Raw genomic sequence first — 15,795 nt, forward strand, 5'->3', positions numbered from 1 at the left:
CAGCCCTGCTCAGTAACCCCCTCGTGCACAATGAGGCCGATCCCGCCTGGACGCCGTCTCGATGTCGAGCAAGCCGTATTCAGAAGCCTGCGAACGCAACCGCGAACCGATCGCCGCTGCGCTCGACCCGTGGATGGGCGATCGCCACCGGGTGCTGGAGATCGGTAGCGGCACCGGCCAGCATGCTGCTTTCTTCGCCGAGCGCTGGCCTTGGCTGCGCTGGCAGCCCAGCGACCATCCGGATCATCTGCCCGGCATCGAGGCCTGGCGCGCGGAGGCGGCACTGCTGAATCTGCTGCCGCCGGTGGCGCTGCAGGTGGAACTGCCGCCAGGGCCCGGCCTGAGCTTGCCGGAGGGCACCACGTTCGACGCTGCCTTCAGTGCCAATACCCTGCACATCATGAGCTGGGAGCATGTGCAGGCGCTGTTCGCCGCACTGCGATCACTGCTGCGCCACGGCGCGCTGCTGGCGGTGTACGGCCCGTTCAATTACGGCGGTCGCTACACCAGCGACAGCAACGCGCAGTTCGATGCCTGGCTGAAGGCGCGTGATCCGTGCAGCGGCATCCGCGATAGCGAAGCGGTGCAGGCGCTGGCCGCAGACAACGGCTTTACCCGCCTGGGGGATGTGGCGATGCCGTCCAACAACCGCCTGCTGCTGTGGCGGTTGGGGTGAATCACCGGTAGTGCCGGCCGCTGGCCGGCAACACATTGTCCGGGAAGGGCAGATGCCGGCCAGCGGCCGGCACTACCATCTGCTGCTATTACGCCACCTGCACGATATGCAGCGCCTTCGGATTCCGCCACTGCGCCAGCAGCACCGCTTCGCGGGCCTTGGCCTTCTCGAAGTGCGCTTCCTTGACGTGGCCGAAGCCGCGGATGTGCTCGGGCACGCTGGCAATCTCCACCGCCAGCGCCAGGCGGTCGTCATCCAGCCCGTCCAGCAACACCTGCACGGTTGCCTCGTAATCGCCGATCAGCTGGCGCTCCATGCGGCGTTCCTCGGTGCGGCCGAACACATCCAGGGGGCCGCCGCGCAGGAACTTCAGCTTCGCCAGCAGGCCGAACGCCTTGAACATCCATGGGCCGTATTCCTTCTTCTGCAGCCGGCCCTGCTCGTCCTTCTTGGCGAACAGCGGCGGTGCCAGATGGAAGCGCAGCTGGTAATCGCCCTCGAACTGCTGCTGCAGGCGGCGCTGGAAATCGCCGCTGGTGTACAGGCGCGCCACCTCGTACTCGTCCTTGTACGCCATCAGCTTGAACAGGTAGCGGGCCACGGTTTCGGTCAACGCGGTGGAACCGCCGATGCGCTCGGCTTCGGTGGCGCGGACGCGCTCGACCAGCGTGCGGTAGCGGTTGGCGTAGGCGGCATCCTGGTAGTCGGTCAGGAATGCCGAGCGGCGCTCGATCATCTCGTCCAGCGAGCGCGACAGGCGCGCGTCGTCCAACGGCAGGAAGGCGACATCGCCACCATGCGTCGGCAACCCACGCAGCTCGCGCTCATCACCGGTGTTACGCGGTGCTGCGGTGGCGCCCCACTCGTTGCCTTCCCATTCGCCCGGCGGCAGTGCATGCAGCGGGCCCGGCGTGTTCTCGGTGTCGGTATGGCGGTTGCGCACCACGCCTGCCGCCTGCTGCACGGCCTGCGGGTCGACAACCGCCAGCCGGCCCCAGGCGAAGGCCTGCTGGTTCATCGCCACAGCCGCGCCGTTGAGTTCGATGGCACGCATCAGAGACTCGAACGACAGCGGCACCAGGCCTTGCTGCCAGGCGTAGCCGAGGATGAACAGGTTGGCGGCGATCGCATCGCCGAGCAGCGCGGTGGCCAGCTGGGTTGCGTCCAGCAGCAGCGGTTCCTCGCCACCCAGGGCCACGCGCACGCCGGCAATGATGTCGGCGGCGGGGAACTGCATGTCCGGGCGCGTGGTGAAGGTGCCCGGCATCGCTTCGTAGGTATTGAGTACCACCTGCGAACGGCCGGCGCGTACCTTCGACAGCGCCCAGTAGTCGTTGACCACCACCATGTCGCAGCCCAGCACCAGATCGGCTTCACCAGCGGCGATACGCACCGCATGGATGTCGTCCGGGCGGCGGGCGATGCGAATGTGCGTGGTCACCGCGCCACCCTTCTGCGCCAGTCCGGTCTGGTCGAGCACCGAGGCGCCCTTGCCTTCAAGGTGACCGGCCATGCCCAGCAGGGCGCCGATGGTCACCACGCCGGTGCCGCCAACGCCGGTGATCAGGATGTTCCAGGGCTGCTCCAGGGTACCGCGCACCACCGGTGCCGGCAGGTTGTCCAGCAGTGTGGAGGCATCGCGCTTGCTGCCCTTGCGCGGCTGGCCACCGTGCACGGTGACGAAGCTCGGGCAGAAGCCGTTGACGCAGGAATAGTCCTTGTTGCAGTTGGACTGGTCGATGTCGCGCTTGCGCCCGAACTCGGTTTCCTTCGGCAGCACCGACACGCAGAAGCTCTTCTTGCCGCAGTCGCCGCAGCCTTCGCAGACCAGCGAGTTGATCATCACCCGCTTGGCCGGATCCTCCAGCTTGCCGCGCTTGCGGCGGCGGCGCTTCTCGGTGGCGCAGGTCTGTTCGTAGATCAGGATCGAGACACCCTTCACTTCGCGCAGGCGCTTCTGCACCGCATCCAGCTCGCTGCGGTCGTGGAACTCCACGTCGCTGGGGAAATGCTCGCGCTGGCGCGTCCACTTGGCGATGTTGTCCGACAACACCATGATGGTGTGGATGCCTTCGGCGCGCATCTGCTTTGCGATGTCCGGCACGCTCAGCGGGCCGTCCACCGGCTGCCCGCCGGTCATCGCCACCGCATCGTTGTAGAGGATCTTGTAGGTGATGTTGACGCCGGCTGCGATCGCTTGGCGGATCGCCAGCGATCCGCTGTGGAAATAGGTACCATCGCCCAGGTTCTGGAACACGTGCTGGGTATCGGTGAAGGCGGCCTGCCCGGCCCACGTCACGCCTTCGCCACCCATGTGGGTGAAGGTGTCGGTGCTGCGGTCCATCCAGGTCACCATGTAATGGCAACCGATGCCGGCCAGCGCACGCGAGCCTTCCGGCACGGTGGTGGAGGTGTTGTGCGGGCAGCCGGAGCAGTAGTGCGGTACGCGCGGGAAGCTGGCGCGTGGCAACGCAAGCTCGGCTTCCTTCTCCTGCATCCACTGCAGGCGCTGCTCGATGGAATCGTTGTTGAAGAACTTCTGGATGCGGCGACCGATCACGCCGGCGATGGTGGCCGGGGTAAGTTCGCCGGTGGACGGCAGGATCCACTCGCCGGCCTCGTCGTATTTGCCGACGATGGACGGGCGCTGGCCCCAGCTGGCCGGCCAGTTGAAGAACTGCTCCTTCATCTGGCGCTCGATGAAGGCACGCTTCTCCTCCACCACGATGATGTCTTCCAGGCCCTGCGCAAAGCGCGCGATGCCCTCCGGTTCCAGCGGCCAGGTCATGCCGACCTTGTACACGCGGATGCCGATGTCAGCGCAGGCCTGCTCGTCCAGGCCCAGGTATTCCAGCGCCTGCAGCACATCCAGGTAACTCTTGCCGGTGGTGACGATGCCCAGCCGCGCACGCGGTGCGTCCATCACCACCTTGTCGATGCCATTGGCACGCGCGAAGGCCTGCGCGGCTTTCACCGCATAACGGTGCAGGCGCATCTCCTGGTCCAGCGGCGGATCGGGCCAGCGGATGTTGAGGCCACCGGCGGGCATGTCGAAGTCCTCCGGCAGCACGATGCGCCGGGCCAGCGGATCGACCTCGACCGAGGCCGACGATTCCACCGTCTCGGCAATCGTCTTGAAGCCGACCCAACGCCCGGTGTAACGGCTCATCGCCCAGCCGAGCAGGCCCATGTCGAGGATGTCCTGCACGCCGGCCGGATTCAGCACCGGCATCATCGCGCTGACGAATTCGTCCTCGCTGCCATGCGGCAGCGTCGAGCTGCGGCAGGCATGGTCATCGGCAGCCAGTGCCAGCACACCACCATGGCGCGACGTGCCGGCGGCATTGGCGTGCTTGAACACGTCGCCGCAGCGGTCCACGCCCGGGCCCTTGCCGTACCACATGCCGAACACGCCCTGCACGTTGGCACCGGGGAACAGGTTGGTCTGCTGGGTACCCCACACCATGGTGGCGCCCAGGTCCTCGTTGAGGCCCGGGGTGAATTTCACCTTGGCCGTTTCCAGATGCTTGCGCGCGCGCCACAGTTCCAGATCGAAGCCGCCCAGCGGGCTGCCGCGATAGCCGCTGATGAAGCCAGCGCTGTCGATGCCCGCAGCCTCGTCGCGCATGCGCTGCATCAGCGGCAGCCGCACCAGCGCCTGCACGCCGCTCAGGTAGATCCGCCCTTCGTTGCGGGTGTACTTGTGGTCGAGCGTGTAATCACGATCGAGCAGGTCGGCGGAGGCGGGCGAGGTGAGTTGCGCGGTACTGGTCATGGCTGGCCTGTCAGGATCGGCTGGCACCGGCCGCGCAGATGCACGCGGCGGGAAAGGCGCGAATTGTAACAGTGGGGGGCCAAGGCCCCCCGGCACTCGCGCCGGGGCCGTGCTGGGGTTAGGATCGGGGAGAGAGAGGGAGGGTTGGTGTTTCAACCTTGGGGGAATTGGGATGTCAGTTGCAGGACAGTTCCTGGCCGGCGTGTTGCTGGTTTCGGGAGCGGCCACTGTGTGGGCCGCGCCGGCATTGCCGGCACCGCAGGAGTTCTATTTCGACAGCGACGCCGCTGCCGCACCAATCACGGTGGTGCAGGGTGAAGGCGACGACCTGGTGGCACAGCTGCTGAAACATCGCGAGCGTGGCCGCAAGGGGTTGGAGGCCACGGCGCAGCTGGCGTCGGTGGCCATCGCGCAGGGGCGCGCGGAACTGGGCGACAAGCTCTATCGCGAGGCACTGGCCGAAGCGCCGGTGCAGAGCGCGCTCGGCCGCAGCGTACGCTGGAACTATGGCTGGGACCTGTTGCGGCAGGGCCAGGCGCTGGCTGCCCTGGAACAGTGGCAGGCCGCTGCCAGCACCCTGCGCAGCAATCCCGGCTGGGTGCCGCCGAGCTATGCGTTGGCGCTGTGGCGGGCCGGCCAGCAGCAGGAGGCGGTGAAGTGGTATGCCGCTGCCGTACGGACCGAGCCGGGGCAATGGCGTGATAACAGTCGTTACGCGCAGCTGTTGCCGGGCTGGCGCGATGACGAACGCGCGACGTTGGCCGAAGTACAGCAGGCCTGGGCGGCCGCGCCACCGGCCTGGCCCTGAGGGTGGGGGTTCGGCCGGGTTGCACCCGGCACCCGCAGAGGCAACGGCCAAAGTCAAAGCGGGTTTGCTGGGGGATGGCGGGGCACTGTGGGTTTGCGGGGCCGCCGTAAACCTGTCCATGGAGGCTTAGTCGCGCCATCCATGGCGCTCACACCCCGCAAGCCCACAGTGCCCCGCCTTCGACAGGTTCCCGCTGCTGTTGGTAGGTGTCGACCTTGGTCGACACGTACATCCACGCCATGCGTGGATGAATCTGCATTGGAATCGAATATTCGATATCTGATCGAAATGCAGCCGAGCGTGGGCTCGGCGCTACAAAAAGCGGCCAGCAAACCGGCTCTTGCTTTTGCTCTTCTTTTTTTCTTTTCCGTGGCTGATCGCCCCCGGAAACTGTCAGAGGTCGGGCGGGGTGGGTTCGCGGGGGTGTCCGCGGCATGGATGCCGCGGCCAAGCCTCCAGGGACGGATTCACGGCGTCCCCCGCGAATCCATCCCGCCCGACCAAGCGCGGCTTTTGATTCTCGCGGCCAACCAGCAGCCACGAGGGGCTGCGCCGTTCGCAGGAAACCCTCAATCGTCCGCGGACACCGTGCGCCCCGACGCCCACTCCCGCAGCGCCGCCACCTGCTCGGCCATCAACACCGACAACGGCCGCGTCGCCCGTATCTCGCCCATCAGCAGCTCGGTATCCAGTGGTCGGCCTTCGGCATGCGCCGAATACAGCCCCGCCACGATCGCCTGCTCGATTTCCGCACCGGAAAACCCGTTGGCCGCTGCTGCCAGTGCTGGCAGCGCGAAGTCGTCGGCATTGAGCTGGCGCCGCCCCAGATGCAGCCGCAGCAGTTCCACGCGTACATCAGCCGAGGGCAGGTCGACGAAGAAGATCTCGTCGAAGCGGCCCTTGCGCAGCAGCTCGGCGGGCAGCTCGTGCACCTGGTTGGCGGTAGCCACGATGAACACCGGCGCCTTGCGCTCGGCCATCCAGGTCAGCAGGTAGCCGAGTACCCGGCGCGACACGCCGCCATCCTCGGTGCCGGTGGCCAGGCCCTTCTCTATCTCATCCATCCACAGCACGCACGGCGCCAGCTGCTCGGCCGAGGCCAGTGCCTGGCGCAGGTTGGCTTCGGTCTCGCCGTGGAACTTGTTGTACAGCGCGCCTACGTCCAGACGCAGCAATGGCACGCCAAAGCCGGCGGCGGTGGCCTTGGCCAGCATCGATTTGCCGCAGCCCTGCACGCCCAGCAGCAGCATGCCGCGCGGCGGGTCCAGCCCAGCCGGTGCCGAGCCGGCGATGAAGGCGACGCGACGCTGGTTGATCCAGCGCTTCAGCCGGTTGGCCCCGGCCACGTCGCCGAAGCGGGCGCTGTCGTGCTCGAAGAACAAGTGACCGCTGCGGTTGAGCAGCTCGAACTTCAGCCGCGCCAGCTGTGGCAGGTCGTCGTCGCGCAACGCGCCATCGGCATAGATCAGCTGCCGCGCAATGCGCCGCGCATCCACCAGGCTCAGGCCCTGCAGGTTCTTCAGGATCTTCTTGACCGCTTCGCTGTCCACTTCCACCCGGCGCCCGCCGTGTTCGCGTGCATAGGCATCGGCTTCCTCGCGCAGCATCTTCAACAGTGCATTGGCGTCGGGCAGGCGCGGGTTGAAGCGCACCGCCAAGGCTTCCAGTTCGGCCGGCAGCTCCACCTTGGCGCCGATCAGCACCAGCACGTGCGGTTCGCTGTGGCGGCGCTGGATCAGGTCACGCAGCGCGCGCTGGTGGCTGGCATAGCCCAGGTAGGGGTGGAAATCGAGCAGCAGGTACACGCCGCGCTGGTCGGCCTGGCGGATCATCTGCAGGGCGGCGCTGGCATCGGGCGGGCCGACCGGCTCGTCCTCGCGCTCCAGGTCGATGCGGCGCAGGCCTTCGGTGATGGACCAGCGGTGCAGGGCCCGCCAGACATGCATCAGCGTCTGCCGGAACAGCTCGACGATGCGACCCTCATCCTGGGTCTCGACCACGATCAACGGCGTGTTGGCGCGGATCAGTGCGCTCAGGTCCTGCAGTTCGCTCATGGCGGTTCGATCCTTCGGGGGCGCCACGATAGCAAAGGCCGGGGGGCACGGGTTCAGCACGGCTCTACCTTCCGTCACCATCGGCGGTGTACGCTCGGGGCACGTACCCGGAAGCGAGGCTGGCATGAAGACGATCCTGGTGGCCGGTTCCAAAGGCGGGGTGGGCAAGTCCACCATCGCCACCCACCTGGCCGCGTACGCGGCATTGCAAGGCAAGGCCACGGTGATCGCCGATGCCGACCCGCAGGGCTCCAGCACCCGCTGGGCACAGCGCCGGGCCGGGCTGGAAAGCGCGGTGCTGCCGATCGACGTGTACCGCAAGAAGCAATGGGCGCAGAAGCTGCCCGACGGTACCGATACCGTGGTGATCGATGCACCGGCCGGCGCGCTGGCCGACGATATCCCGCATTTCCTCGACGCTGCCGATGCCGTGGTGGTGCCGGTGCTGCCCTCGGCACTGGACATCGAAGCCATCGTGGGCTTCCTCAACAGCCTGGCCCGGGTACCCCGCGTGCACAGCCGCAAGTTGCCGGTCGGGCTGGTGCTGAACCGGACCAAGCCCTGGACCCAGACCTCGCAGCAGGCCCTGCAGATGCTGGCTGACTGGCCCTATCCGGTGGTCGCCCAGCTGCGCGACAGCCAGAGCTATGTGGTCATGACCGGCCTGGGCCGCAGTCTTTTCGATTACCGCTCCGCCCAGGTGCGCGAGCACCAGGCCGACTGGGAACCCCTGTTGTCCTGGCTGAAACTGTAAGAGCCGTAGGTCTCCATCCCTTTATTGGAATCCCGCAATGCGCGAACTGATCCTGCTCCGCCACGCCCACGCCGAACCGGCCACCACCGGCCAGGCCGACCTCGACCGGCCGTTGTCGCCGGTCGGGCTCGCTGAAGCCGAAGCCGCCGGCAAGTGGCTGAAGGAGAACAACCTGCTGCCGGACTGCGTGCTGTGTTCACCGTCGCGGCGGACCCGCGAAACGCTGGAAGCGGTGATGGCAGCCATCGGCTATGTCGAAAAACGCCTGGAAGACCGCATCTACGAGGCCACCCCCGGCACGCTGGCGGCGCTGGTGGACGAGCGCCGTGACCTGGACCGCGTGCTGATCGTCGGCCACAACCCTGGGCTGGAGCAGCTGGTGGCGCTGATGACCGATGGCACCAGCAGTGATTACCGCGGCATGCCGCCGGGCGGCGTGGCCGTGCTCGGTTTCGCCCGCGAGGCAACGATCGAGCCGGGCGTGGCCAGCCTGAACGCTTTCTGGTGGCCGTGAGCCGATGAGGTTGGCGTTGCCGGGCCGCTGCCTGCTGCCAGTCGTTCTGGCGATCGGCCCGGCCTGGGCCGCCGCACCGCCACCCACCGCGCTGCCGGCGGTCGTGGCCGAGTCGCCGCGTACGCTGCAGCTGGATGTGGTGCGCTCGCAGATCGGTTTCGAAGTCCGCACCCGCTTCGGCCAGCGCATCGAGGGCGTGTTCCCACGTTTCGAAGGGCGTATCGAGGTGCTGTCCGATGGCCGTCATCAGGTCCACCTGAAGATGTTCACCCGCACCGTGGAGATCCCCGGCAAGGACCGCTATACCGGTTGGATGCGCGGCCCCGAGTTCTTCGACGCCGGCCGTTACCCGTTCGTGGAGTTCGACTCGCTGCCGTACTGGCCGGAGACGGTCGCCGAGGGCGGCGGCATCGACGGTCGGCTGACCCTGCGCGGGGTCAGCCATCCGGAGACGCTCAAGGTCGAGAAGGCGGAATGTGCCCGACCCGGCTATGATTGCGACGTCGTCAGCCGCGGTACCGTGCAACGAGGTCGGTATGGCATGGACAGCTGGCAGCTTGCCTTGAGTGACCGAGTGACTTTCGTATTGCGTGCGCGCCTCAGCGAGGCGCCGAAACCGTGAATCCCTTGCTGCGTGTACTGGCGCTGGCAACAGTGTTGCTGGGCAGCGGCTGCGCGTCGCTGTCGCATGCCCAGCGTGATCGCGCCGAGGCGATTGCCGTGCAGGCGCGCTCGACCCAGGTCGATTGCCAGCAGGCCGACCGCTGCGCACTTGACTCGCCCCTGCGGGCCTTGGCCGGCCGGGCGTTCAGCGAATCGACCCCGGAACAGCCGCGGCACTACGCCACCTTGCTGGACGAGGGCGAAGGGGCGCTGGTCGCGCGCCTGAACCTGCTGCGCAGCGCCACCCGCAGCATCGACCTGCAGACCTACATCTTCGACAAGGACGACAGCGCCCGCCTGGTCATCGACGAGCTGCTGGCGGCTTCGCGGCGCGGGGTGAAGGTACGGCTGCTGATCGACCAGCTTTCGGCGATCTCCGACCTGCAGATCCTCGGCGCCCTGGCTGGCGCCCACGAGAACTTCCAGCTGCGGGTCTACAACCCGACCTTCGGCAAGGCTCGGCTGAATTACTTCGACTATGCTGGCAGCGTGCTGTGCTGCTTCCGCCGCTTCAACCAGCGCATGCACAACAAGCTGCTGGTGGTCGACGATGCGATCGGCGTGGTTGGTGGGCGCAATTACCAGGACGACTATTACGACTGGGACCGCGAATACAACTTCCGCGACCGCGATGTGCTGATCGCCGGCCCCGAAGCACGCGCGATGGCCGCCAACTTCGATGCCTTCTGGCGCGCGCAGCGCAGCGTACCGGCCGAGCGCCTGAACGATGTCGGCCGTACCCTGCTCAAGCAGGGCGTGCCGGTGCTGCCGCCCGCGCAGTTCCGCAGGCCCGAGCGGGTGGAGCGAGTCAGCGAGGAAGCCAACGACGTCGACTTCGTCACCCGCTCGTTCGTGGACACCGCCTTGCCGGTCGCCTCGGTGCGCTATGTGGCCGATCTGCCGCGCAAACACCGGCGTGAGCGCGCCGACGCACCGCTGGCCGGGCAGCATGTCACCGAGCCGCAGCTGGATGCACTGATCTCCAGCGCGCAGCACGAAGTGATCCTGCAGACGCCCTACCTGGTGCTGTCCAAGCCGGCACAGAAGCTGTTCCGCGAGCTGCGCAAGCGCCCGCAGCCACCGCGCGTGGTGGTGTCCAGCAACAGCCTGGCCGCCACCGACAACCCGATCGTGTATGCGCTGTCGTACAAGTACAAGCGGCGCAACATGCGCGAGCTTGGCTTCAACATTTTTGAATTCAAGCCGTTCCCGCTGGATGCCCCGGTTGATTACCGCAACCTGCTGCCTGACCCGATCGCGGCGCCGGGCAGCGATACCGGCCGCAATCCGCTGATCGGTGGCAGCGCGGCGGGCAGCAACGCCGGTGGCGGCGGTGGTGGTGATGTGGCGGTCACTGCGGAAGCGGGCGATCCGCAGCCGCGGGTGATCCATCCGCGTACCGGCAGCGCCTATGAGAACGGTCGTGCGCGTCGGCGTGCCGCCGGCAGCGAAGTCGAGACCCGCCTGCTGCGTACCGAAACGCGCCCCTCGTTCCTGGGCAGCAAGGCGGTCAACAAGCCGCTGCCGGTCACCCGCAAGGGCGCGCGCATGGGCCTGCATGCCAAGTCGCTGGTGGTCGACCGCCGTATCGGCGTGGTCGGTACCCACAACTTCGATCCGCGCAGCGAGAACTACAACACCGAAGGCGCGGTGATCATCGACGATCCGGCCTTCGCCGAGCAGCTGGCGCAGAGCATCCTGCGCGACACCCATCCGCAGAACTCCTGGACGGTGGCGCCGCGCGCCAAGCCGCTGGTCCTGTCCGGCCTGAACTACAGCGTCGGCAAGGCCTCCGAGGCACTGCCGATCCTCGATTTCTGGCCATGGCGCTACGCCACCGACTACGAGTTCAAGCCGGGCCCGGACTGCCCGCAGCCACTGCCGCGGCAGAGCGCTGATTTCCACCGCTGCTATGTCGCAGTGGGTGACTTCCCCGAGGTCAACGTCGGGCCGAAGTGGCTGCTGGTGCGCATGCTGACCGCATTCGGCGCCGGCCTCGTTCCCATCCTCTGAAGGTAGCCGCATGACCCAGGTATTCCGCGAAGCCGTTTCCATCGAGCAGCTCAACGCACTCAGCCAAAACACCGCCATCAGCACCCTGGGCATCGTCTTCAGTGCCGCTGGCGAGGACTGGCTGCAGGCAACCATGCCGGTGGACGAGCGTACCCGCCAGCCGTACGGCATCCTGCATGGCGGTGCCTCGGTGGTGCTGGCCGAAACCCTCGGCAGCAGCGCCGGCAACCTCTGCGTGGATACCGCCAAGCAGATCTGCGTGGGCCTGGAGATCAACGCCAACCACGTACGCGCCGTGCGTTCGGGGACGGTCACCGGCACCGCGCGCGCGGTGCACGTGGGCCGCAGCACCCAGCTGTGGGAAATCCGCATCGAGGACGAGCAGGGCCGGCTGGTCTGCATCTCGCGGCTGACCCTGGCCGTGGTGGCGGCCGGGCACGGTTGAGCCTTGGCGGCAGCAGTGACGGCGGCGGAACCCAGCGTTCCCCGCCGATGGCCGCCGTCAATGAGACTTATGGCCGAATTCGGCTGGCAGCGATGGCAGCCCTCCGGTATCGTGCGCGGATGACTTCCCCCACTCCGGCCCCCCGCGGCGGCGTGGCGCGTGTGTGCCGTTACCTGTACCGCGTACCGCTGCTGTTGGTCCACATCACCGTGTTCCTGCCGCTGATCCTGATCGGCATGCTTCCGCCATGGGGCGAGCTGCGCGTGGGCGACGCTACCTTCGGCGCCAAGGTGGTGAACTGGTGGCAGGGCGGGCTGATGTGGATCTTCGGCTTCCGCCTGTCGCGTGTCGGCCAGCCGCTGCCGGGCGCGGTGCTGTTCGTCGCCAACCATGTCAGCTGGGTCGATATCTCCATCCTGCACAGCCAGCGCATGATGGGCTTTGTCGCCAAGCGTGAGATTGCCAGCTGGCCGGTGGTCGGTTGGCTCGCCGCGCGCGGCCAGACCATCTTCCACCAGCGTGGCAACACCGAATCACTCGGTGGGGTGATGCAGGTGATGGCCGACCGCCTGCGCGCCGGCAAGGCCGTGGGCGTGTTCCCGGAAGGGCGTACCCGCGGCGGCCACGACGTTGGCCCGTTCCACGCGCGCATCTTCCAGGCGGCAGTCGAAACCAGCGTGCCGGTGCAGCCGGTGGCGCTGGTCTATGGCGTGCGCGGGGATGCACAGACCATCGTGGCCTTCGGCCCGGGCGAGAGTTTCTTCGCCAATTTCCTGCGCCTGCTCGGTGAGCCGGCGCGGCATACCGAAGTGCATTTCCTGGAGCCGATCGGCACCCAGGACCTGGAAGGCCGTCGGCGCATCGCGGAAACCTCGCGCGCGCGCATCGTGGCGGCCATGAGCGGGGACTGAGGCCATGGTGGCCGTTTTTCCGCCACCGACCCTCGACGCTGATGCGCCGATGCTCACCGCGTCCGACTATCAGCCGCCGCGCTGGCTGCGCAATCCGCACCTGCAGTCGATGCTCAGTTCCAGCCGCATGCGCCTGCAGCGCGGCCTGCTGCTGCTGGCCGCCACCGGCGCGGTCAGCGAAGAGCTGATCCTCGATGGTGGCGAAGGTGTGCGGCTGCAGGGCTGGCACAGCCATGTCGAAGGGCGCGAACCGCGCGGCATCGCCCTGCTGCTGCACGGCTGGGAAGGCAGCGCCGAATCCAGCTACATGCGCATGGCCGCTGCCCGCATGCTGGAGCAGGGGTTCGACGTGGTGCGGCTGAACTTCCGCGACCACGGCAACACCCATCACCTCAATCCCGGCATCTTCCACTCCAACCTCATCGACGAAGTGGTGCATGCCGCAGGCGATGTCGCCCAGCGCTGGCCCGGTCTGCCGCTGGTTGCGGCCGGCTATTCGCTGGGTGGCAACTTCGTGCTGCGGCTGGCCCTGCGCGCGCCGGCCGCGGGCGTGCCGCTGCAGCACGTGGCCGCCGTCTGCCCGGTGCTGGACCCGGGGCTGACCATGGAGAACATCGAGAACGGCCCGGCGATGTACGACTGGTATTTCCGCCGCAAGTGGGCCGGCTCGCTGCGTCGCAAGCGCGATCTGTTCCCCGAACTGAGCGATTGCGACGACCGCGTGCTTAACCTGGACATCCGTTCGCTGACCGCCTGGCTGGTCGAGCGGCACACCACGTTTGGTTCGTTGCAGGCCTATTTCGATGGCTATTCCATCGCCGGCAACCGCCTGTCCACGCTGCAGGTACCTGCCGACATCCTGATGGCGCAGGACGATCCGGTGATCCCCTACGCGACCTTCCGCGATTGGCAGCTGCCGCAGCAGGCGCGGCTGGAAACCGCCTGCTGGGGCGGTCACTGTGGCTTCCTGGAAAACTGGCGCGGCGATGGTTTCTCCGAACGCTGGGTCGCACAGCGTCTGCGGCGGGTCCTGCCGGCCTGAACCGGCACCGGCGCGCGGCCCGCTACAATGCGGGTTTGACCTTGAACCGGACGGCCATGCAAGACCAGATCCTCCAAGCGTTGCGCCAGAACGATGCCGGCCAGGCCGTGCAGCTGGCCCAGGCGTGGACCCGTGACGAACCCGGCAAGGCCGAGGCCCACCGCTGGCTGGCGCTTGCGCTGCAGCAGCAGGGCCAGGCCGAGGCCGCGATGGAGGCGCTGCAGCAGGCGCTGCAGCTGGCGCCCGATGACGCGCAGCTGCACCTGCAGCACGCCGGCCTGCTGCTGGCACTGCGCCAGTTCGAGGGTGCCGATGAAGCCCTGCTGCGCACCACCGGGCTGGACCCCAACGCCTTCCCCGCCTACCTGATGCAGGCGCACCTGGCTGTGGGCCGCAACGATTTCGACGAGGCCCAGCGGCTGTCGACCCTCGCATCGCGGCTGGAGCCGGACCATCCGGAACTGCTGACCATCGATGGCATGGTCGCGCTGCGTCGTGGCGACGCGGACCGCGCGCTGGCCCTGCTGTCGGCGGCCAGCCAGGCGCTACCGGACGATACCCGCGTGCTGTACGCACTGGGCTTTGCCTATCTGGGCAAGGACATGCTGGCGTTCGCCGAGCAGGCGTTCCGTCGCGTGCTGGCGTTGAACCCGAAGATGTCCTCGCTGCACGGCATGGTGGTGCAGCTGGCATTGCGCCAGGGCAACGTCGAGGCCGCCGCTGAGGCAATGCAGCAGGCGCTGCAGCAGCCGGAGCTGGACGTGCCGCCGATGCGCCGCCTGGCCGGCGAACTGGCACTGCGCAGTGGCCAGCCACTGCAGGCGCTGGAGCACCTGTTGCCGCTGCTGGAATCGCTGCAGGGTGACCGCCAGGTGCTGCAGCTGCTGTTGATGTCCTGGCAGCGCCTGGGCCGCGAAGATGACGCCCGTGCACGCCTGGATGACGCACTGGAAAGCAATGACCAGCTGCATGACCTGTGGCTGGCACGACTGGCCGTGGAAGACGTCGGCAGTGCCGGCGCCGTGGCCGTCGTGGAGCGCTGGATGGCAGCGATGCCCAGCCACCTGCCGGCGCTGGAAGCGCGCATGCGCCTGCATGACATGGCCGGCGAGCACGAGCAGGGCGAAGCCATCGCCGAGCGCATCACCACCCTGGAACCGGGTCGCGTCAGCGGTGAAAGCCGTCGCGTCGAGGGTCTGCTGCAGCGTGACCCGGCCGCCGCCGTGGAGCGCGTGCAGGCCTTGATCGCACAGGCACCGGAGGGACACCGCGCCGACCTGCGCACCTGGCTGGGCGAAATCCAGGATCGCGCCGGGCAGCCGGAAGAAGCGCTGCGTACGTGGATGGCGCTGCAGACCGACCAGGCCTCGCAGCGGCTGCCGCTGCCGCCGCAGGCCAAGGCGCCGCCGAGCTGGCCGGAGATGGCCAGCATCGACGAAGCGACGCGCGACAGTGGCTCGGCACCGATCTTCCTGTGGGGCGCCCCGGGTTCGGGCGTGGAGCGCGTGGCAACCGGCCTGGCCGCTGCCAGCCCGGTACTGCGCAGTGATCGTTACACCGCCAATCCACCCGACGATGCCTTCCAGAACTACAACACGCTGCAGGACCTGGCGTCGGGCGTGCTGAGCCCGGAACGCCTGGTCGAGCGCTGGCGCGAACACCTGCCGGCGCGCGGCCTGGAAAACGACACCGTGATCGACTGGCTGCTGTGGTGGGACAACGCGCTGTTGTGGGCATTGCGCCCGCAGCTGCCGCAGGGTCGCCTGCTGCTGGTGCTGCGCGACCCGCGCGACATGTTGCTGGACTGGATCGCCTATGGTGCCGCTGCACCGCTGGCGATGACCTCGATGGCCGAAGCCAGCCAGTGGCTGGTGCGTTCGCTGACCCAGATCGCCGCACTGCACGAGGAAGACCTGTATCCGCACGTGCTGCTGCGCATCGACGACATCGGCAACGATGCACATGCGATGGCCGACCTGCTGGGCCGCGTGTTCGGACGTCCGATGCCGCCGGCTGCACAGCTGGGCGCGCCGCGCCTGCCTGCCGGCCACTGGCGCAGGTATCGCGACGTGATGGGCGCCGCGTTTGCCCAGCTCACCCCGGTCGCGGTGCGATTGGGTTACCCGGAAGAGTGAGGAGC

General features: G+C 67.7%; 12 protein-coding genes. 10 read left to right on the forward strand and 2 right to left on the reverse strand.

Going from position 1 to position 15,795, the window contains the following annotated elements; all coding sequences use genetic code 11:
* Positions 1-61 precede the first annotated feature (61 nt).
* Positions 62-676, forward strand: a complete 615-nt coding sequence (locus ACEF39_RS00550) for a DUF938 domain-containing protein (RefSeq protein WP_500286587.1) — start codon at positions 62-64, stop codon at positions 674-676.
* Positions 677-764: 88 nt separating this feature from the next.
* On the opposite strand, the gene ACEF39_RS00555 is transcribed toward ACEF39_RS00550, so the two are convergent.
* A complete protein-coding gene (locus tag ACEF39_RS00555; protein WP_500286588.1) occupies positions 765-4,451 on the reverse strand; it encodes an indolepyruvate ferredoxin oxidoreductase family protein in 3,687 nt (1,228 codons plus the stop codon).
* Positions 4,452-4,623: 172 nt separating this feature from the next.
* Here ACEF39_RS00555 and ACEF39_RS00560 point away from each other — a divergent pair, with 172 nt between their 5' ends.
* A complete protein-coding gene (locus tag ACEF39_RS00560; protein ID WP_500286589.1) occupies positions 4,624-5,259 on the forward strand; it encodes a tetratricopeptide repeat protein in 636 nt (211 codons plus the stop codon).
* 569 nt (positions 5,260-5,828) lie between these two features.
* Here ACEF39_RS00560 and ACEF39_RS00565 read toward each other — a convergent pair.
* The gene (locus tag ACEF39_RS00565; protein WP_500286590.1) at positions 5,829-7,313 is read right to left on the reverse strand and encodes an AAA family ATPase; all 1,485 of its coding nucleotides are present in this window, start codon (positions 7,311-7,313) and stop codon (positions 5,829-5,831) included.
* 124 nt (positions 7,314-7,437) lie between these two features.
* Here ACEF39_RS00565 and ACEF39_RS00570 point away from each other — a divergent pair, with 124 nt between their 5' ends.
* The 8 genes from ACEF39_RS00570 (at position 7,438) to ACEF39_RS00605 (ending at position 15,790) form a co-directional block, all read left to right on the forward strand.
* Positions 7,438-8,067 carry a ParA family protein gene (locus ACEF39_RS00570; RefSeq protein WP_500286591.1) on the forward strand — a complete coding sequence of 210 codons (630 nt, stop codon included), beginning with the start codon at positions 7,438-7,440 and terminating at the stop codon, positions 8,065-8,067.
* Between the two features lie 37 nt (positions 8,068-8,104).
* Positions 8,105-8,581 (forward strand): SixA phosphatase family protein, encoded by a 477-nt coding sequence (locus tag ACEF39_RS00575; protein WP_032977995.1) that lies wholly within the window; start codon positions 8,105-8,107, stop codon positions 8,579-8,581.
* A gap of 4 nt (positions 8,582-8,585) precedes the next feature.
* Positions 8,586-9,203, forward strand: coding sequence for a YceI family protein (locus ACEF39_RS00580; RefSeq protein ID WP_500286592.1), 618 nt, complete (start codon positions 8,586-8,588; stop codon positions 9,201-9,203).
* Positions 9,200-11,257 carry a phospholipase D family protein gene (locus ACEF39_RS00585; protein WP_500286593.1) on the forward strand — a complete coding sequence of 686 codons (2,058 nt, stop codon included), beginning with the start codon at positions 9,200-9,202 and terminating at the stop codon, positions 11,255-11,257. Before ACEF39_RS00580 ends, ACEF39_RS00585 begins: the two co-directional genes overlap by 4 nt.
* Positions 11,258-11,267: 10 nt before the next feature.
* Positions 11,268-11,702 (forward strand): hotdog fold thioesterase, encoded by a 435-nt coding sequence (locus ACEF39_RS00590; protein ID WP_089241726.1) that lies wholly within the window; start codon positions 11,268-11,270, stop codon positions 11,700-11,702.
* 119 nt (positions 11,703-11,821) lie between these two features.
* The gene (locus tag ACEF39_RS00595) at positions 11,822-12,613 is read left to right on the forward strand and encodes a lysophospholipid acyltransferase family protein (protein ID WP_500286594.1); all 792 of its coding nucleotides are present in this window, start codon (positions 11,822-11,824) and stop codon (positions 12,611-12,613) included.
* Between the two features lie 7 nt (positions 12,614-12,620).
* Entirely contained in the window at positions 12,621-13,655 is a 1,035-nt protein-coding gene (locus tag ACEF39_RS00600) for a YheT family hydrolase (RefSeq protein ID WP_500288067.1), read from the forward strand.
* A gap of 56 nt (positions 13,656-13,711) precedes the next feature.
* Positions 13,712-15,790: a tetratricopeptide repeat protein gene (locus ACEF39_RS00605; RefSeq protein WP_500286595.1), complete on the forward strand. Its 2,079-nt coding sequence runs from the start codon at positions 13,712-13,714 to the stop codon at positions 15,788-15,790.
* The last annotated feature ends 5 nt before the right edge of the window (positions 15,791-15,795 follow it).

The organism is Stenotrophomonas indicatrix (assembly GCA_041545745.1).
Taxonomy (GTDB): Bacteria; Pseudomonadota; Gammaproteobacteria; order Xanthomonadales; family Xanthomonadaceae; genus Stenotrophomonas; species Stenotrophomonas indicatrix_A.